This is a genomic window from Leptospira bouyouniensis (assembly GCF_004769525.1).
Classification (GTDB): domain Bacteria; phylum Spirochaetota; class Leptospiria; order Leptospirales; family Leptospiraceae; genus Leptospira_A; species Leptospira_A bouyouniensis.
Window position 1 is genome coordinate 215,275 of record NZ_RQFT01000007.1, and the last position, 17,707, is coordinate 232,981.

The window sequence follows — 17,707 nt, forward strand, 5'->3', positions numbered from 1 at the left end:
AATTAATTTTAAATGGGGTCTGTCCAAGAAGACCAAATTGTTTCAACCACAGTGGATTCCTTTTCCACTGTGGCTTCAAAATACAAAACCGCATTTTGATAAGGTTTTCCAGAACTATCCCTAACGGGCGTTAATAAAATCAATTCACTATTTAATTCTGTTTCCAATCTTCCTAACAAAGACCATTCATCTAGTTTTCCTTGTTTTGGATATGGCAATACTAATAAACCGCTGACTGTCTCGGTTTTAGGTTTTCGTTTATTACGAACTTCCCACAAAATACGACCAATCGAATAACGAAAATTAAACTCTGAAACTGGTTGCACAATTGTAATTCCATTTTCCGAATAAAGGAAACCATCGATCGCACAGGGGCCAGAATATTCTTTCGGAACCAAATTGTTTAAATCTTTGACTAAGTCATACACTTTTGAAAGAAACAATGATTGGTATTCATTTTCTCCGCCACCAATTCGAATCCCACGAAAACCACCGTCAGGGTCAATCCACATCATTGTCGACGTGAGATAAAAAAATTCACCTTCTTTCACATCCCAGAGTGTCGAAAAATCAAAAAATCGGGAATCACCTACCCACTCTTCGCATACAACAGGAAAGCCAAACAGACGTTTGTTGACTTGCGAGATTTTCCATGAATCCGAATGAGTTTTAAAGATGATATGGTTTCGTCCTGCGAGTCCGTATTCGCTCTTTAATACAATAGGCAATTTTGTTTCTTCTAATTCAGCAAATAGATGTTCTTCGGAAGTAATTAGTTTTGCTTTTAATGGAGAGTGGTTTTTTCTAAAATCCAACTGGGTTACTTTTGAATTTAAATACCGAGAGGCCTCCAATTGAATGGGGTCAATCACAAGTTCACCCTCTTCAAAGTGATGCCTCTTCCCCCATTCAACAAAAGTCACACCTTCGAGTAAAACTCCAGTTCCGCAAGGGATTCCGGGTGTAAGACCTTTTGTTTTCCAATGAGAGTATAATTCATCACTGGGATTTTCTTCAACGAGTATGTAATCCTCTGCATTGGATATGGGGAAAAATAGTTTTTCCAAACATCGATTCCTTCTCTTTAGAGAGGAATCGAGAGTCAATGGAGGTGAATGGAGTTTGTACTCAAATAATGAGTCGAGATAATATAACTTTGGCACCAATCAATAGATGCGTCGGATAGCAGTAGCAATCCTTTGCACATTATCTTTTGTTAAGTTTGGATAAATCGGAATACAATGCCCTCTTTGAAATAATCTCTCCGCATTTGGGAACTGTAGATGGTTTTCTTCCAAAACTCTGTGGAGTGGTTCTTCAACTGTCCGCTGTGTTCCTATATGAATGGATTTAAAGTATCTTTGGATCTCTTCATAATTTTGACCGGAAACTATGATTGGAAATCTTTGGAACGTATCCTCATTTGAATTTTGGAAATATGTTTCAAGTCGAGAGTTTTGTACGGCTTGTAAATAAGCAGATGCAATTTTTTTCTTTCGTTCTAAAATCACACCAAGTTTTGATAATTGTTCAATCCCAAGTGCCGCTTGGTAATCCACTAAATTATAATCATACTTAGGTTCACCAAAATTACGTTTGGCCGAGGATCCTGACTTGTAAGACTTAATCGCATTTGCTAAATTACTTTCAGAAGTGATGATCATTGCACCATTTCCAGTTGTAATGATGTTTTCTGCGCTAAGTCCGCAGATAGCAATCTTGGATTGTTTTCCAACTGTGATGGATTCAGATGTAGCACCAATGGCCTCAGTGAAATCTTCAATCACCTCCAACCCTTCAATGGAATACTCATTCAAACGTATGAGTGATCCAAAACTATGATCAAATAAAGCAAACTTTGCACCTGATTCATTTTTTCTACGTAAAAATTCTTCTGGGCAAGGATGGAATGAATTTCGTTTTAAGTCGACAATCACTGGTTTTGCTTGGATTAAAAAAATTGCATCCAAAGCAGAGATTGGTGCATAACTTGATAATAAAACTGTGTCACCAGCTTTTACACCTAATGCAAGCAAGGCGAGATGATATGCTGATGTTAAGGAATTGGTAGAGATAGCGTATTTAATTTTAAAAGTATGGCAAAACGTTTTTTCAAAACGTTCTACAATTTCACCGGTGGAAAGATGTTCTTCCACGAGACATTCTAAAACACCCTTCAGATCTTCTCTAGAAAGGGTAGGTTTGAAGAATTCGATATTTTTTTCTTTTCGAATCGGTCTTTGTATTGTTTCGGTGCTCATCCAACAGCACTCCTCTTTATTATGTCACTTAAGTATCCCATTTATGAATTATGTCACTTCATTTTTTGAAATGCGAACATAATTTTAATCAATCATAGGAAAATTGGTTCTGATTAGACAAAGTTCTCGGAAAATGACCGAAACCATGGACCAAATTTACTCCTCCTGGGCCAATCGACTCCGAAAGAACCAAGGGATTCGTTCTCTCATGGACGATTTGGGAAAAGCAACTGGCCATCCAGATGAAATCCTACTTGGTGGGGGAAACCCTGCCCATATCCCTGAAGCAGAAGAGATCTTCCAGGATGTGTTTGCTTCTTTGGCAAAAGATCCCAATGTAAAGTCTCTACTCGGTGACTACCAAGCACCGATTGGCAATGACCACTTCAGAGAAGTCGCAGCAGAGTATTTATCTCCACTCCTCCAATCCAATCTAAAAAAAGAAAACATCGCTTTTTTGAATGGAAGCCAAAATGCATATTCATATCTTCTCAATCTTCACGCAGGTCCTATGGAGGATGGAAGTTTTAAAAAGATACTTTTGCCGATTGTCCCAGAATACATTGGTTATGCGGACCAAACGATTAATGAAGGTACATTTATCGCAAACCCACCAAACGTTGTACCAACGGGAAAAAATCGATTCCGTTACGAGTTGGACAAAAGATCATTTGATTTGACAGATGTTGGTGCACTTGCTATCTCGCGGCCTACCAATCCAACTGGCAACATCCTATCCCTTTCCGACTTGGAATGGATGGAAGAAAAAACAAAACCCAAAAATATCCCATTACTCATCGATTTAGCTTATGGAAATCCATTCCCCAACTTAATTGGGAACGAAGCACCAATCCATTATGAAAGTGGACGAACCATTTCCTTAAGTTTTTCAAAGATTGGCTTACCTGGTGTGCGATTGGGAATTTTGATTTCGGATTCAGATACAATCGAAACTGTTTCTTCCTTTTCTGCGGTGGGAAACCTTGCTGTTGGGAATTTGGGGGTGTATATGATGGAGCTTCTATTCCAAAGGGATATCCTTCCCAAATTATCGATAAACATCTTACGTCCGTTTTATGAAGCAAAACGTGATCAAGCGTTAGCGTTATTCACTACTGCCTTTCAAAAAATGGGTGTGGACTACGAAATCCATGATCCAATGGGAGGGTTTTTCCTTTGGATTCGATTCCCTTCCCTCTCTATTTCGAATCAAAAATTGTATCACCTTTGTAAAGATAAACGGCTCTTCATCGTATCAGGACATTATTTCTTTCCTGGACTAAACACTGATTTTTCGCATACGGAAGAATGCATACGTTTGACATATTGCCGTAAGGAAGAAGAATTAGCCAGGGGAGCCCAAATCCTTGCAGAAATTGTGGCCTCTCATCAGGCGAAATCCAAATGAGCGAAGATAGTATTGATTTATCAGACACAGTCGTAGAAAACCCTACCTCACGTGAAGAAAATTCTTCAGACAGCCCTTCTGCTCAATCCTATATTTTTTTATCTGACTCTGTTGGTAGCCTTACTCCAACGGCACGTTGTATCCTCGATGAATTAAAAGACTGGCACAAACGTGTAGAGAAACACGGAAGTAAAGAAAAACATGCATCGTATCTCATGACGGTGGATAAACTTCCCGAGGCGCTGGGAAAGTATACAAACCTTGGCGCTCAAGGCAGATCTGAAAATTCCATCCACCACGCTCTAAGGCAAATCTTAGACATCGACCATCGAGGCCAAAACAGAGCTGCCTATGCATACCCTTATCTCATTCGTAATGGGAGTAAAATCTCATCAAAAATTGCTCTCGTGGCACCACAAAACGAGAATAAGACGGACACTCAACCATATAGACAAGCATGTTTTCGTTTTTCCCAAGAACTCATCAAAGTATTATTAGAAAACAGAGCCAAAAAAGGTAGGAACTGGGACGAAGATAACCCAGGTGCTTTACTTTTACAGAAAAACAAGGATGGAAATACTTGGCTTTATCCCAAGTTAGGCTCTCTTGAAGCAGAAATTTCCTCTCTGGTAAGAAAAGGATTTGGGAACCTTCCTTACATCCCAATGCCAGACTTTTTACAAGATTTCACCTTGTTTGCTAGAGAACAAAACTTGGCACTACCCATTTTAACAGATTATCATATTGTCATCGACGAACTCAATATCTTACCGGATGGAAGTTTTAAACGGTTGCCAGAAGTGGTAAACCAAATCCTTGCACACTTAAATGGATTAGAACATTTCACAAAAGAACAACTCACTAAACTTGCAAAAGATGCAAAATATGAATCGTTTTTAGCACAGTTTAGCGAATACCTATCAAAACCAAAATTTTCTTCATTGGAATCAAAAATGAATCCGGAAGAAGAAGTGAAAAAGTTTTTATCCATCATCGAAAACTTCCCTTTCCCTGTAGAAAAAAACAATAGAGCGCTATCAATCAAAGAAACAATCGATCTCAGTGTAAAAATTTTAAAACGCCTTTCAGAAGAGAAAGGATCTGTATTAACGAGAAAGGATGATAGTATCTATGGAACGGTAAAAAATGCCGTTATCAGCAAAATCCCAGAACATACAAAAAATCACAATACACTGCTTCGCATCAACTTCGAAGAAGAAGTAGCAAATGCTGGTATCACTGCTCCAGATAAAGTTTCAGAATACATCAAACGTTTGAAAGACGATGTATTATCTGAACATTCTTATCATGAAGAAAAAACTCCAGATGGTAGATCTGTTTATTACGTTGTAGACCATGGTTATATGGCAGCCGTCATCCACAAATTAGCGTTTGAAGGGAGAACCAACCCTGAATACAAAAAACAGTTGGGTTATGCAAAAATTATCAACCATAAACTTTCCAATCCGAAACACCCAGGACTCAATGGTAAACTCAAACCAGAGTTAATTGCAAAACTCAATGCTGATGTTAAAAACATGGAAGTGGAGGAATTGGAAAAAGAAAGATCCAATGAAATCCGATCACGTTTTAATGTTGTACCTGGGATCTTAACCTTTGTTGTAAGCACGATGATTTTTATCACAGCGGCATATTACCTTCGTTCTGCGATGCCAATCTTTTTTGGTGTTCCATTTTCTGTTGTTCTTGGATTTTTGGCCGCAATTTATTTCAGAGAAAAAACGACTGAAGAAATTCGTGAAGATATCAAAAACTCAGGGAAGTTTTCTGGTGTTGGTGATTGGGGAAAACCATCTTATTCATCGAGTTCAACTCCAAGTTACGAAGAAGAACAAGAGACGAGCAAAAAAGAAGAAAAACTCTCACACATCTACAAAGCGGCAGACAACTTTGTATTCCCAAAACGGTTTAACAAAATCACAGACAAAGTTTTAGATCCAAAATCTTTACGATCACGTATCTACGAAAATTTAGATAATATCAAACGAAACAACATGACTCTCGCCAAAGAAAAAGACGAGGACAAAGTTGCATCCACAGTCGAATACGCAGTTTTACAATCTGTATCGACAATTTTGATTCCTGATGACGTTGCGGTGCGTGACCTTCCGAACACCATTCTCATCAACCGAAATGATATGAAGTCGGCACTATTTCGAAGCCAATTGGCAGATTTTTACCGCGAAGAAATGAACAAAAAGAAGTTCGATAAAAAACTAGTCAAATACTACACCTATCTCATCAACACAGTTGAGATGGAGTATTACAAATACCTTCCGAAAAAACGAGTTTAGAAACTAAAATCATTTGATTCTCTGCGGGTCACTCCTCCTATGGAGTTGATGTATCAAAACGGTATCGTACAATTTCCTATCATCATCATTGATGAAGATTTTCGTTCCGAAAATGCCAGTGGTCTTGGCATTCGCGCAATTGCAAAGGCCTTAGAAGGCGAAGGGATCGAAGTGCTGGGTGTAACCAGTTATGGAGACCTCACTAGTTTTGTACAACAACAGAGTCGTGCATGTGGGTTCATCCTTTCCATAGATGATGAAGAGTTTACTCCGGAGACCGAAGGGGAAGTGCCAGATGCTCTCCGCCAACTCAAAGACTTTGTTACTCAAGTACGTCATAGAAACGCAGACATCCCTCTCTTTTTATATGGGGAAACAAGAACAAGCCGCCACATTCCCAATAGTATTTTAAAAGAACTACATGGTTTCATTCACATGTTTGAAGACACACCAGAGTTTATGGCGCGTGCGATTCACAGAGAAGTAAAATCATATTTAGATAGTTTGCCTCCTCCCTTTTTTCGAGCACTCACCCAATATGCTCATGATGGAAGTTATAGTTGGCATTGTCCTGGTCACTCAGGTGGTGTTGCCTTTTTAAAAAGTCCAGTAGGACAAATGTTCCATCAGTTTTTTGGTGAGAATATGTTACGAGCTGACGTTTGTAATGCGGTCGATGAACTTGGTCAACTCTTAGATCATACTGGCCCTATTTCTGCAAGTGAAAGGAATGCCGCACGTATCTTCCAATGTGATAGTTTGTACTTTGTGACCAACGGAACTTCCACTTCTAATAAAATTGTTTGGCATAGTACCGTTGCCCCAGGTGACGTCGTAATTGTAGACCGAAATTGTCACAAAAGTATTTTGCATGCGATCACGATGACAGGTGCCATTCCAGTGTTTCTTATGCCAACACGAAACCATTTTGGGATCATAGGCCCAATCCCCAAATCCGAATTTACCTGGGAAAATATCAAAAAGAAGATCGCAGAACATCCGTTTGCGAAAGATGTAAAAGGAAATCCAAGGATTCTCACTATCACTCAAAGTACGTATGATGGTATCCTATACAATGTCGAAGACATTAAATCAGAGTTAGATGGCAAAATATCAACCCTTCATTTTGATGAAGCATGGTTACCTCACGCATCGTTTCACCGTTTTTATACTGGGATGCATGCCATTGGTTCCGATAGGCCACGTCCGAAAGAAAGTATGATCTTTGCCACACAATCAACGCATAAACTACTTGCAGGATTATCTCAAGCAAGCCAGATCCTTGTCCAAAACAGTGAAAAAGAAACATTAGATAGAAATTTATTCAACGAAGCATTTTTAATGCATACAAGTACGAGTCCACAATATGCAATCATTGCGTCTTGTGATGTGGCAGCAGCCATGATGGAATCACCTGGTGGGAATGCCCTTGTCGAAGAATCCATAGAAGAAGCTTTGGATTTCAGGCGAGCCATGCGCAAAGTAGGTTTGGAATTAGAAGAAGATTGGTGGTTTAGTGTTTGGGGTCCCGAAGCCCTTGCCGAAGAGGGTGCCGGGGAACGTGATGAATGGATTTTAAAAGCTAACGATCGTTGGCATGGATTTGGTGATATTGCAGAAGGATTTAATATGTTAGATCCAATCAAAGCAACTGTCATCACACCAGGAATGAGTGTGGAAGGAGAATTTGCTGATTGGGGAATCCCAGCTCTGATCCTTACCAAATACTTAGCAGAACATGGAATCATCGTCGAAAAAACTGGTCTATATAGTTTCTTTATCATGTTTACAATCGGTATCACAAAAGGCCGATGGAATACTATGGTAACCGAATTACAACAGTTCAAAGATGATTATGATTCGAACCAACCTCTTTGGAGAGTGATGCCAAAGTTTACAGCAGCATACCCGAAATATGATCGGATTGGATTACGAGATCTTTGCCAATCCATGCACGAAGTGTATCGAGCAAATAATATATCTCACCTAACAACGGAGATGTATTTGAGTCCAATGATTCCTGCAATGAAACCATCGGAAGCATTTGCAAAAATGGCGCATCGTGATATCGAACGAGTTCCGATAGACGAATTGGAAGGAAGGATTACATCTGTTCTCCTCACTCCATACCCACCGGGAATCCCTCTTCTCATCCCAGGAGAAAAATTTAATACGACGATCATTCGGTATCTACAGTTTGCCCGTGAGTTCAATGCAAAGTTCCCTGGCTTTGAAACGGACATCCATGGTCTAGTGGAAGAAAAATCAGAGACTGGACACTTATCATACTATGTAGATTGTGTGATGGAATCGTAAAGATCGAACTAAAACAATGAACGGTATCTAAAACCAGAAGGTGTTTCGGAAACATCTTTTGGTTTTAGAACATCAATTCCTTTTGCAAATTGCCAATCAAATCTCTCCCTCCAGCCAATTCATTTATTTATCGAAACGATACTTTCGATTGATTTTACCCATCAGTTTCTTTCGAATGATACAATCAATTGATTCCATCCATCAGTTTCATTCTATCAATCCTATCTGATTCTATCGATCATTCCCATTCGATCATTCCCATTCGATCATTCGCACTACATCTTTCAAACAATCTTCTCGGAATGAATGATCCCCTTTTGTAGTAGGAAGACCAGAATACCACTTACCATCTGGGAATTTTAAATCCACCCAATAAGTAAAAAGTGTGGTTTCGCCATTATTGTTTTTAATTTCGATGTTTAAAAGTTTCAAATCACCGATCCCTGTTTCTTTATAAAACACTTCCCCGTTTTTGGTTCGGATCCGGATTTTTTTTGGAACTACTTCATACGTAATTCCTTTTTTTTCTTCTCGTTTTAATTTGAGTTCCCAGGAATCAATTTTGATCGAATCAAGTTCATTTGAACTCAATTTTTTTTTGTATATAATTCCATCTTTAGAATGTTCAAAAAATATCGTCTGACTACCGCTAGTTGACTCACCACGAACCGTCCTTCCATCACATAAGGTTAAATTCAAAACCTTTGGCTCTCCCGATTCTTTCTCACCTCGAGCATTCCTTGGTTCTTTGGTTTCTTCGTTCGGCACGGAAGGAAGGGATGGTTCCCTTGGCATTCGTGGTTCTCCGAAGCTAGGTGAAAAAAAACCGAGTGTCCCGATCCAAAGAAAGAGTCGCAGTCGAAGTAAGTAGTCCATATTCTGACCTTTATCCATGGATGCATTTCTGACTGCAACTTTTCAAACCCTTCCCTTACCGGCACTCCTCCTTGTGATTGTTGGTTCCATACTTGTCCTCGGAAAAGCCGCCGATGTTTTAGTCGATGAAGCGGTTTCGCTCTCTACGCGCTGGGGAGTACCAAAGATGATCATTGGTGCAACGATTGTCAGCTTGGGAACCACTCTTCCGGAAGTATCCGTTTCTGTACTTGCAGCCCTCGAAGGGAATCCCGGCATTGCTCTTGGAAATGCGGTGGGTTCCATCATTTGCGATACAGGTCTTATCTTAGGGATAGCGATTCTCATCTCCCCACCTGACATCGACAAACGACTCGTGAATCGCCAAGGATGGATCCAAGTTTTAAGTGGATTTTTACTTGTGTTTGCGGCTCTGCCTTGGTCAAACCTAAACTCTATTTTTACAACAGGTGGCCGCATTGACCAAGGAACTGGAATTGTATTTTTGATCTTACTTGCTGTTTATGTTTATTTAAGTATTCGATGGTCTAGATCCAAACCAGGAGAAGTGGAAGCAGGTCTTGATGACACAACTGAATACGATGAATCTCCATTTTGGGTGATTTTTATCAAACTTGTTGTTGCGATCACTCTTGTCATATTGTCTTCCAAAGTACTGATCCCATCTGTCCAAGAAACAGCGATTCGGTTGTCGATCCCTGAATCTATCATTGGTGCTACTCTCGTTGCTTTTGGAACAAGTTTACCAGAGCTTGTGACAGCTATCCAAGCATCAAGGCGCGGTCACTCCGAACTTGCAGTAGGAAATATCATTGGTGCGGACATTCTGAATGTACTTTTTGTATCGGGTGCTGCTGCTGCTGTAACGCGGACAGGTCTCGAAGCTCCTGTGAGTTTTTTCACTTTTTATTTCCCATCGATGCTCATTGTTTTGATTTTATTCCGTTTGGGGATCGTATTCTCAAAAGATAAGATCAAACGCCCGTTTGGTGTGTTTTTACTCATTATATACACAATCGCAACGATTGCTGGATTTATCTTTAAGGGATAAACTGGAAATCATCAACCTCTCCTTCCTTTGTGATTAGGAAGGAGGAGTTTCTTTGATTCCTCCATTCCTCATAACTCAATATCGTTTTATCGTACGATTGTTTTTCTTTTTCCTTACACTCACCTTGTAAAAGTTCTGCACCTTGTCGTAACAACATCTTACCCCCTTCATTATCAAACTGACGCGGATGATCAAAGACAAATATCTCTCGGTTTTGTTCCATGGCACTGGTCGCAGTTGAGATTGTACCTGATTTTTTACCTGATTCCATAATAAATATCTTTTGGCATAAACCAGAAATCACTCGATTCCTTTTGGGAAAAGTCCATTTGGCAGGTTCCGTTTGTAACAAGAATTCAGATATTAACAATTGTTTGTTGTCAGATTTGATTCGCTTGTAAAGGTCTCTGTTTCCAGGAGGGTATTCGATACTTAGTGTTGTACCAAGAACACCTAGAACCGGTATTCCTATATCCAATGCGGTCACAAATGCTTGCCTATCAATTCCGAGAGCCATACCCGAAACGATGGCAATATTCTCTTTCTCGGAAAAAGAATTTACAAGTGTCTTTGTTGCTAAAAGGGAAATAGGGGAAGATTTTCTTGTTCCCACTATGGCAACGAGTTCTCTACTTAAAACAGATAAGTCACCCAAACAAACAAGAACAAGCGGAGGATCATAAATTTCTTTTAAAAGTTTAGGATAGGTGTCTTCATAATAATGAACTAACTTCCATTTTGAATTTTTGTTTTGTTCCCAGACTTTGCATTCCGTTCGCCAGTAGTCCCAATTTTCCTTTGTAAAAAATTTTGGTAGATCGTTATATAAAACTTCAAATGAATTATAGTTTCGCCAAAGTTTTGTTTTGCGTAAAAAAGAAGAAACCTTGGGATGACCCAAAATGGAAACTACCACATTGAATTAGGTCATTTTGTTTTGTTTTGGGCCCCAAGTAAGTTTAGATTTTTTAACACATTTTTATAGGATGAATTTTCTTCCAAAGGTTCTCGGATATTTCCTTTTTCCTTCATCTCTTCGAGAATAGATTTGATCCTAGTGTATTCGTCAAATGCTAAGGAAGATTTCCCGATTTGGTATAAAAAATTTGCCTTCGCAAATCTTGTCGGTACATTATAGGGTTCTTTTCGTAAAATTTGGTCGAGGAGAGAAAAGGCAGTTTCCACTTCATCATACCCACTACTCAGTTTGCCATTCCAACTTTCATCTTTTAAAGATGAATCAAAATAAATCAAAGCTAATTGAAAAGGAAAACGAGTATCCTCGTTATCAATTTTTACCAATTGTTTGAATAATGAAATGGCACGTGACCTTCTTGATTGTTCCCAACCCATATCCTTTGATGCATTCGCATAAGCGACAGCTGTTTCATATAACAGCTGTTTATCTAATTTACCGGTTTGGATAGCTTTCTCAAAATAAGGTAATGCCGATTCATAAGAATGGATTTCAAAACCACCTTGTTTGGCATTCGGGATTGATCCCTCAATCGCTTCTTCATAATACCGAACTCCCAATTCGGCAGAACCAGCACGCATATAAGCTCTTGCAATTTTCCAGGAGAGTGCAGCCGATTGGTTGGATTTTTGGACCAACTTTCGGATCCGTTTTTCCATCTCTTCTATTTCGGCTTCTTCTAATGCCAATTTTCCTTTCCAATTGACGATGTCTTTTTCAGAGGCCGGTTCCCCTCCAATTCGTTTGCGGTATCTGGATTCAGTCAGGGACTTAAGGTATTCACAACTGGTCAAAAATGACACCAAACCCAAAAGCGTTCCCATTTTAAGTATGAAAACCAAAGAAAACCTGCCGTTTTTTGTGCTCATCAGCTCGATTTTAGTTTCTTTCTTTTGGATGAAAAGAAAAAAATGTGATTATGTCTCTTAGTTTTCAAAGGTTGGGTGAAGGGAATTTGAAAGAGATCCAAACCCTAGAAGCCTTATGTTTTCCGGGGGAAGAATGGACGATGAAGATGATCCAAACCCATTTGGAATTCCATGTGGCTTTTGGAATTGGAGACTCCGAAACTCAATGTTATGCGTTAGTTTGTGAGACTCCATGGGAAATCGAAATTTTTCGTATCGCCACAATCCCCAACTTTAGAAAGTTAGGCTTAGCAAAACAATTGTTAGAAAAACTTTTCAAAGAGTTTCCAAAAAAAGATTTTTTTTTGGAAGTGAAAGAATCGAATGAACCAGCAATCAAACTTTATTTGTCTGCTGGTTTTGTAGAACTTGAGAGACGTAAAAAATATTATCCGGACGGATCTACTGCCGTTCTAATGAAAAGGAATCCCATCGAATGAAAAATGCTTATGTAACTGGTGCATCGCAAGGTATTGGTAAGGAATTTGTTAGAGCTCTTGGCAAAGATTATAATGTTTTTTTAATCTCTCGGACAGAAGCAGATTTAAAAAAAGTCATTTTGGAATTGGAACCTAAGTCACGAGGGATGTTAAAGTACATCGCACTTGATCTGACGAAAAAAAAGGATGTAGAAGAACTTGCAAGTATCATCGAAAAAGACAAAGATGCGGAAGTTTTAGTGAACAATGCAGGTTTTGGAACTGTTGGTGAATTTGCCGCCCTTCCCCTTGAGAAAGAATTAGATGAAGTCAATCTAAATGTAAGAACTTTAGTCCATCTCAGCCATACTGCACTTAATCGATTTAAAAAAAATAAAAAAGGTTCGTTAATCAATGTTGCATCTATCGCTGGTTATTTGCCAGCACCAGGGAGTGCGATTTACGCAGCGACAAAAGCATTCGTAAAATCTTTTACAGAATCGATTCACGAAGAAGCAAAAAACTATGGAATCCATGTGCAAGCACTTTGTCCAGGGCTTACTCATTCTGATTTCCACCAACGTGCAGGGATCAACAAATCCAAATACCCATCTTTCATGTGGCAAAACGCAGACGAAGTCGTAGAAGAGTCGTTAAATGCACTCAAATACAACCAAGCAGTTTGTATCACAGGTAGTTTCAACCAAGGTGCCATCACAGTTTCAGAATTGATTCCAAGAGGATTTTTACGCAAACTCAGTGGTAGATACTTGAAGCTAGAAGAGGAATAAGATGGATGTCGCTAAACTAGATACTTGGTATCGAAGACTCCTTGTTTTATTTTCTGTCATTTGCGGTGGGTTCCAAATCTACTATGAAGGTAATATTTGGATCAACGCAATTTTTGTTGTGTTAATGGCAGGAATGGTCGGTTATTACACAAACTTTCTTGCGATTAAAATGTTATTCCAACCTAAACATGGTAAGGTGCTTGGTTGGTCAGGACTTGTGCCTAAAAATAAGTCTAAAATTGCAAAATCACTCGGCGAAAGTATCCAAAGTAACTTACTCCATCCTGACATCATCCTTGCTTATATTTATGAAAGGAACTTGGTGGAGACAGGCATTCAAAAAATTGTGAAAGAAATAGACGAAGCCATTCATAATGACGAAATCAGAACCATTCTTGTAACAAAAATTATCTCCATGTTAAAGGAACGAGGACCAGAAATTTTAGAAGTCATCTTTGATTTTTCAGAAGAGACAATGAAAAAAATGGCGGAACGACCTGAAGAAGTCCAAAAACTTTGGGAATATACCAGGAACCGCCTAACATACTACTTAACAGAAGAAACCAACCGAGAGGAACTCGGACAACAACTCCGAGTCATTTTACTTGAAGAAATGCCAAAACTTGCAAACCTTCTAAACGAAGGACTTGAAGAGTATTTAAAAACAAGGAGTACGCTTGGTAAGATTGGGATTGGTGTGAAAAAAATATTTTCATTCAACGAAGATGCTATCCGTGAACTTTTAGAACGATTTGTCAAAGACCCAGAAACATCCGATCAATTTATGAAAATGATGGATGATATGATGGCTGGTTTACAAGAAAGACTCAACTCCAAAGAAACCCAAGAGTTCATTACGGGTAAAATTTCCAATTGGTTGGAAGCAAGTGGTGATTATGCGAGACAAAATTTATTACCATCAGGAATAGAACGCCTACAAGCCTACTTGGATGATCCAAACAACTGGGAAGAAATTGAAAAAAACTTCTTCCGTGCTGTAGATTGGGTAAAAAAACGCCTTCTTGAATTTATGAATAGTGAGGAAGGAAAAACCTATCTCAAAACCAATATCGAAAAGTTTGTACATAACATCAATGTGACAGCACTTGTAGAAGAACGTGTAATGGCTCTCGACACCGATGATTTAGAAAAAATGATTCTCGATAACACTGGTGGGAATTTGGTTGTTATACAATTTTTAGGTGGAATCCTTGGAATGATAGCGGGACTTATCCAAGTTCATATTTATTTTGCAGTACCAGTTGGAACACTTGTACTCATAACTTATATCGCTCATTACCGAAACCAAAAACGAATTCAAGATCCAAAAGAAACCTTATAAAGGTTTCTTTTGGGTTTTTTAATCCAAGCTTATATCTTTTTAGAAATTCAAATCACAGCATTTAGGTGGGTATTCTATACAAAATCTCGATTACAAATATGAATAGGATTAAAATAAATAATGGAAGGAACCACTTACCTCTTGGTACACAGGTTCTTGTTTCATTTCCAATCTAATTTCAGTTACATCATTCCACAAGTAACGCAAACCGAATGTTGAAAGAAGATGATTTTCTGGTTTTTGGTTCCAATAGTGTTGGAACTGGATTCCACCTAACAACTTCCAGTTCCCCAATTCCTTTTGGTAAATACTTTGGACATTTGGACCAAACCGCCCACCAAAATCCCATTGCGGATGGAATTGGGACTTGAAACCGAGTAAAAATGAAATAGTCCCCCACCTGTCTTTGGTTTTCGAAAATTCATCAGAAAAAGTCCAACCAACTGCGACATCCACATTGGGAACTTGTTTTCTTTGCCAACGATTTTCATTTGTCACACTCCCTTCACCTAACCAAACATTTTGTCGGTTTTTGATGAGGGTTGTTTGGATTCCAAAATCCAATAAATAGGACCAATGTTTGGAAATTGCATTATAAGGAGATAGGGAAACCAAACGAACAAAAGTAAACGAGGTGAATTCTAATCGTTTCCCTTCGTAGTTTCTGATGACTCCATCAAAAAACACCAATTCACTATTAGGTGGAGAACCTTTTGATTGATTTAATAAATCATGGTATGCAAACCGATACTTCCATTCCAAAAAATTACCAAAATTAGAACTGCCTCCACCGAGTGAAACCCTTGACTTTGGATGGGATAACTCTGGTGGTGTTTGATTATCCTTGATGAGAATTGGTTCAATGAGATTTGGAAATTGTGACCTAATTTCCAAGGCTTTTTTATAATTATTTGTATGAATTTCAGTTATGTTAGGTGATTTTGAACGTTGGTAACGGTATGTGAAAGTATATGCATCCAAAATAAGATGGCTTCTTAAGTTATTTCCGCCCTTCTCCAAAAAGGTAAAATTGAGCAATTGGTTTGGACTATCGTTTATGATTTTCCAAAAAATCTTTTTTTCTTCTGGTTCCATTTCTTGTATTAAAAGTTTTATTTCTGAATATAAGGACGGTCTATACTTTCTACTTTCAACGAGACCACCTGAATTTGAATAAATTTTGATGGTATCAACAGGACTTACTACACCACCTAACTTTGATTTTAATCCCAATTCTGGTTTTACAACATCCATCCATTCCACAAGGAATGTTCCGCAATTTGCGTTTAAAAAATAATAATCAAATTCAGCACGTGACAATTCCCATAAATGAGATACCAAAAGTTCAATTTCAATTTCTGAAAGTGCCAAACGGTATTCCCACAAGTCCCGACTTTCTAGATCATTGTATTCATTCACTTTGAGATAATAGGGAAATAAGGTAAACCTAGCTTTGTATCCTCCCAAAAGTCCATGGTAAGCGTACCGAAAGGGATCTGTTTCAGGCACATCAGCAGCGACATTCACAGTATAATCTAAAATTTCAGAATCATTTTCTGAATTGGATTTTTGATTGAATTTCACCATTGTATGACCAAACACAGAAGCAGGTGCCATTAAATAATAGGAAGCAAAAACAATGGATACAGAATCTACATCTAAAGACTTTTTCCACTGTTCAAAACGTTCACACCGAATCACATTATTCTCCAAGAAATTAACACCAAACATACGTTTCATGAAATTATATCTTGCAGGGAAGGAACAAATTGGATGCATTTGGCCTTCAGGGATTGTGTCTTTTAGAAAAAAACTACGTAAGGTTGCTTCCAGTTCCTTTGTAGGATTGTTTGCTCCTTCCTTAGAGAAAAAAAACAAAGAACCTTTCACCTGGCTTTGGTATGTATTGTTTTTTTTGTGTTTGTAATGGAGTAACTTAAGCCATTCTGGATGAAACGACAACTGCCTAATATTTGCTTCTTTAAGGTATGACTGTAATAAAATTTGGTCTGATTCATGACTCGGTTGCAGCTCGCCCCAAACTTTCATAGACTCCTTTTCCCATTCTACCGCAGAGTGTGGGTTTGCGATTATGGGAAAATAGGGAAGAATGAAAGATAATCCGAGAAAACCGATTCCTACGAATCTTATTTTTAACCAAGGCACAAGCCAGAATTCCCCTCCCGTTCAAAATGAAAAAATGCTTTTTGATTCCGTCTATTGGCTTAGAAATAGCAGAAATGCAAACTCTAAGACCCGTTTTTCTCATTATTTTTCTCTCGTTTTTTGGGACATGTAGTTCAGGGAGTACTGCCCTGTCTCGATTACCGGCACTCGGCGATAAAGAACTCTATATTTCCGAAGAAATATTCCTACTAAAAGACCTCATCCCGACCACAAACAAAAAGGAAATCTTCAACAAAAACCTGTTTGTGGGTGACTTGAATTTTTCAGGTGGCATCTCCCGAGAAAAGACCATTTGGGGAGAACAAGTAGTCACCAAACAAATCGAGTTCCTCAATGAAACAGGGGTTAAGGATGAGTCCGTAAACTATGTCCAATCCATCGTGACAAACAAGTTCAAGTCCTATCAGAAATTTAATATATTCCAACCTACCAAACTTTTCCAAGTCCAGTTCCAGAGGGACCTTACAAAAGTTGCTGACGAAGGAGTCGACAATATCAATATCCCAAACGAAATCCCACAACTGACAGTCTCTTCGAATGCTGATTTTAAAGGGAAAAAAGGGGTTTTACTGGTTCCGATCATCCAATATGCTTACTCGCATAATGCCGGTTGGTTCAATGGGCAAGACTGGGGTTGTATGGCAGGGGTCAGAGCAAAACTTTTGCTAGTGTGGGTCCAATTGGAAACAAAGACCGTTTTACACGTGGAAGGTTTAGAATCAAAACAAAAAGAACCTCAGAATAACCGCTACAATTACCTAGACCGCACAAGAAATTTCCAAAAAATTTGGAAAGAAATTGAAGCTCAAATCTAGATTTTGTTTGACTGATCTTCAATCGTATATCTAATCTTAGTC

At 38.6% G+C, this 17,707-nt stretch carries 14 protein-coding genes; 8 read left to right on the plus strand and 6 right to left on the minus strand.

Annotation, left to right across the window (positions count from 1 at the left end; genetic code table 11):
* Nucleotides 1-8: 8 nt before the first annotated feature.
* Entirely contained in the window at nucleotides 9-1,067 is a 1,059-nt protein-coding gene (locus EHQ43_RS07110; protein WP_135770486.1) for a hypothetical protein, read from the minus strand.
* 99 nt (nucleotides 1,068-1,166) lie between these two features.
* Entirely contained in the window at nucleotides 1,167-2,261 is a 1,095-nt protein-coding gene (locus EHQ43_RS07115; protein ID WP_135770487.1) for a DegT/DnrJ/EryC1/StrS family aminotransferase, read from the minus strand.
* 133 nt (nucleotides 2,262-2,394) lie between these two features.
* Between EHQ43_RS07115 and EHQ43_RS07120 the strand changes: the two genes are divergently transcribed.
* Genes EHQ43_RS07120 through EHQ43_RS07130 form a run of 3 tightly spaced genes read left to right on the plus strand, consistent with a single transcriptional unit; the run spans nucleotide 2,395 to nucleotide 8,300 of the window.
* Entirely contained in the window at nucleotides 2,395-3,669 is a 1,275-nt protein-coding gene (locus EHQ43_RS07120; RefSeq protein WP_135770488.1) for a valine--pyruvate transaminase, read from the plus strand.
* Nucleotides 3,666-5,984: a hypothetical protein gene (locus EHQ43_RS07125; protein ID WP_135770489.1), complete on the plus strand. Its 2,319-nt coding sequence runs from the start codon at nucleotides 3,666-3,668 to the stop codon at nucleotides 5,982-5,984. Before EHQ43_RS07120 ends, EHQ43_RS07125 begins: the two co-directional genes overlap by 4 nt.
* Nucleotides 5,985-6,032: 48 nt before the next feature.
* A complete protein-coding gene (locus EHQ43_RS07130) occupies nucleotides 6,033-8,300 on the plus strand; it encodes an arginine/lysine/ornithine decarboxylase (RefSeq protein WP_135741107.1) in 2,268 nt (755 codons plus the stop codon).
* A gap of 252 nt (nucleotides 8,301-8,552) precedes the next feature.
* Here EHQ43_RS07130 and EHQ43_RS07135 read toward each other — a convergent pair whose 3' ends face one another.
* Nucleotides 8,553-9,194, minus strand: coding sequence for a hypothetical protein (locus EHQ43_RS07135; protein WP_135770490.1), 642 nt, complete (start codon nucleotides 9,192-9,194; stop codon nucleotides 8,553-8,555).
* Here EHQ43_RS07135 and EHQ43_RS07140 point away from each other — a divergent pair.
* Nucleotides 9,193-10,227, plus strand: coding sequence for a calcium/sodium antiporter (locus EHQ43_RS07140; RefSeq protein WP_135754543.1), 1,035 nt, complete (start codon nucleotides 9,193-9,195; stop codon nucleotides 10,225-10,227). The two genes, EHQ43_RS07135 and EHQ43_RS07140, sit on opposite strands and share 2 nt — an antisense overlap.
* Here the strand turns inward: EHQ43_RS07140 and dprA are convergent.
* Both dprA and EHQ43_RS07150 read right to left on the minus strand, forming a co-directional pair.
* Nucleotides 10,217-11,143 carry a DNA-processing protein DprA gene (gene dprA, locus EHQ43_RS07145; protein ID WP_135770491.1) on the minus strand — a complete coding sequence of 309 codons (927 nt, stop codon included), beginning with the start codon at nucleotides 11,141-11,143 and terminating at the stop codon, nucleotides 10,217-10,219. The two genes, EHQ43_RS07140 and dprA, sit on opposite strands and share 11 nt — an antisense overlap.
* Before the next feature lie 11 nt (nucleotides 11,144-11,154).
* Nucleotides 11,155-12,072 carry a tetratricopeptide repeat protein gene (locus EHQ43_RS07150; RefSeq protein ID WP_135770493.1) on the minus strand — a complete coding sequence of 306 codons (918 nt, stop codon included), beginning with the start codon at nucleotides 12,070-12,072 and terminating at the stop codon, nucleotides 11,155-11,157.
* 50 nt (nucleotides 12,073-12,122) lie between these two features.
* Here EHQ43_RS07150 and EHQ43_RS07155 point away from each other — a divergent pair, with 50 nt between their 5' ends.
* Genes EHQ43_RS07155 through EHQ43_RS07165 form a run of 3 tightly spaced genes read left to right on the plus strand, consistent with a single transcriptional unit; the run spans nucleotide 12,123 to nucleotide 14,663 of the window.
* Nucleotides 12,123-12,551, plus strand: a complete 429-nt coding sequence (locus tag EHQ43_RS07155) for a GNAT family N-acetyltransferase (RefSeq protein ID WP_135741102.1) — start codon at nucleotides 12,123-12,125, stop codon at nucleotides 12,549-12,551.
* On the plus strand, nucleotides 12,548-13,321 hold the full coding sequence (locus EHQ43_RS07160) for an SDR family NAD(P)-dependent oxidoreductase (protein WP_135741101.1): 774 nt from the start codon (nucleotides 12,548-12,550) through the stop codon (nucleotides 13,319-13,321). The genes EHQ43_RS07155 and EHQ43_RS07160 overlap by 4 nt, the downstream gene beginning before the upstream one ends.
* Before the next feature lies 1 nt (nucleotide 13,322).
* Entirely contained in the window at nucleotides 13,323-14,663 is a 1,341-nt protein-coding gene (locus EHQ43_RS07165) for a DUF445 family protein (RefSeq protein WP_135741100.1), read from the plus strand.
* Between the two features lie 108 nt (nucleotides 14,664-14,771).
* Here EHQ43_RS07165 and EHQ43_RS07170 read toward each other — a convergent pair whose 3' ends face one another.
* Nucleotides 14,772-16,712 carry an Lnb N-terminal periplasmic domain-containing protein gene (locus tag EHQ43_RS07170; protein WP_135770495.1) on the minus strand — a complete coding sequence of 647 codons (1,941 nt, stop codon included), beginning with the start codon at nucleotides 16,710-16,712 and terminating at the stop codon, nucleotides 14,772-14,774.
* Nucleotides 16,713-16,903: 191 nt separating this feature from the next.
* On the opposite strand from EHQ43_RS07170, the gene EHQ43_RS07175 reads away from it, so the two are divergent.
* On the plus strand, nucleotides 16,904-17,665 hold the full coding sequence (locus tag EHQ43_RS07175) for a hypothetical protein (protein WP_135770497.1): 762 nt from the start codon (nucleotides 16,904-16,906) through the stop codon (nucleotides 17,663-17,665).
* Nucleotides 17,666-17,707 lie beyond the last annotated feature (42 nt).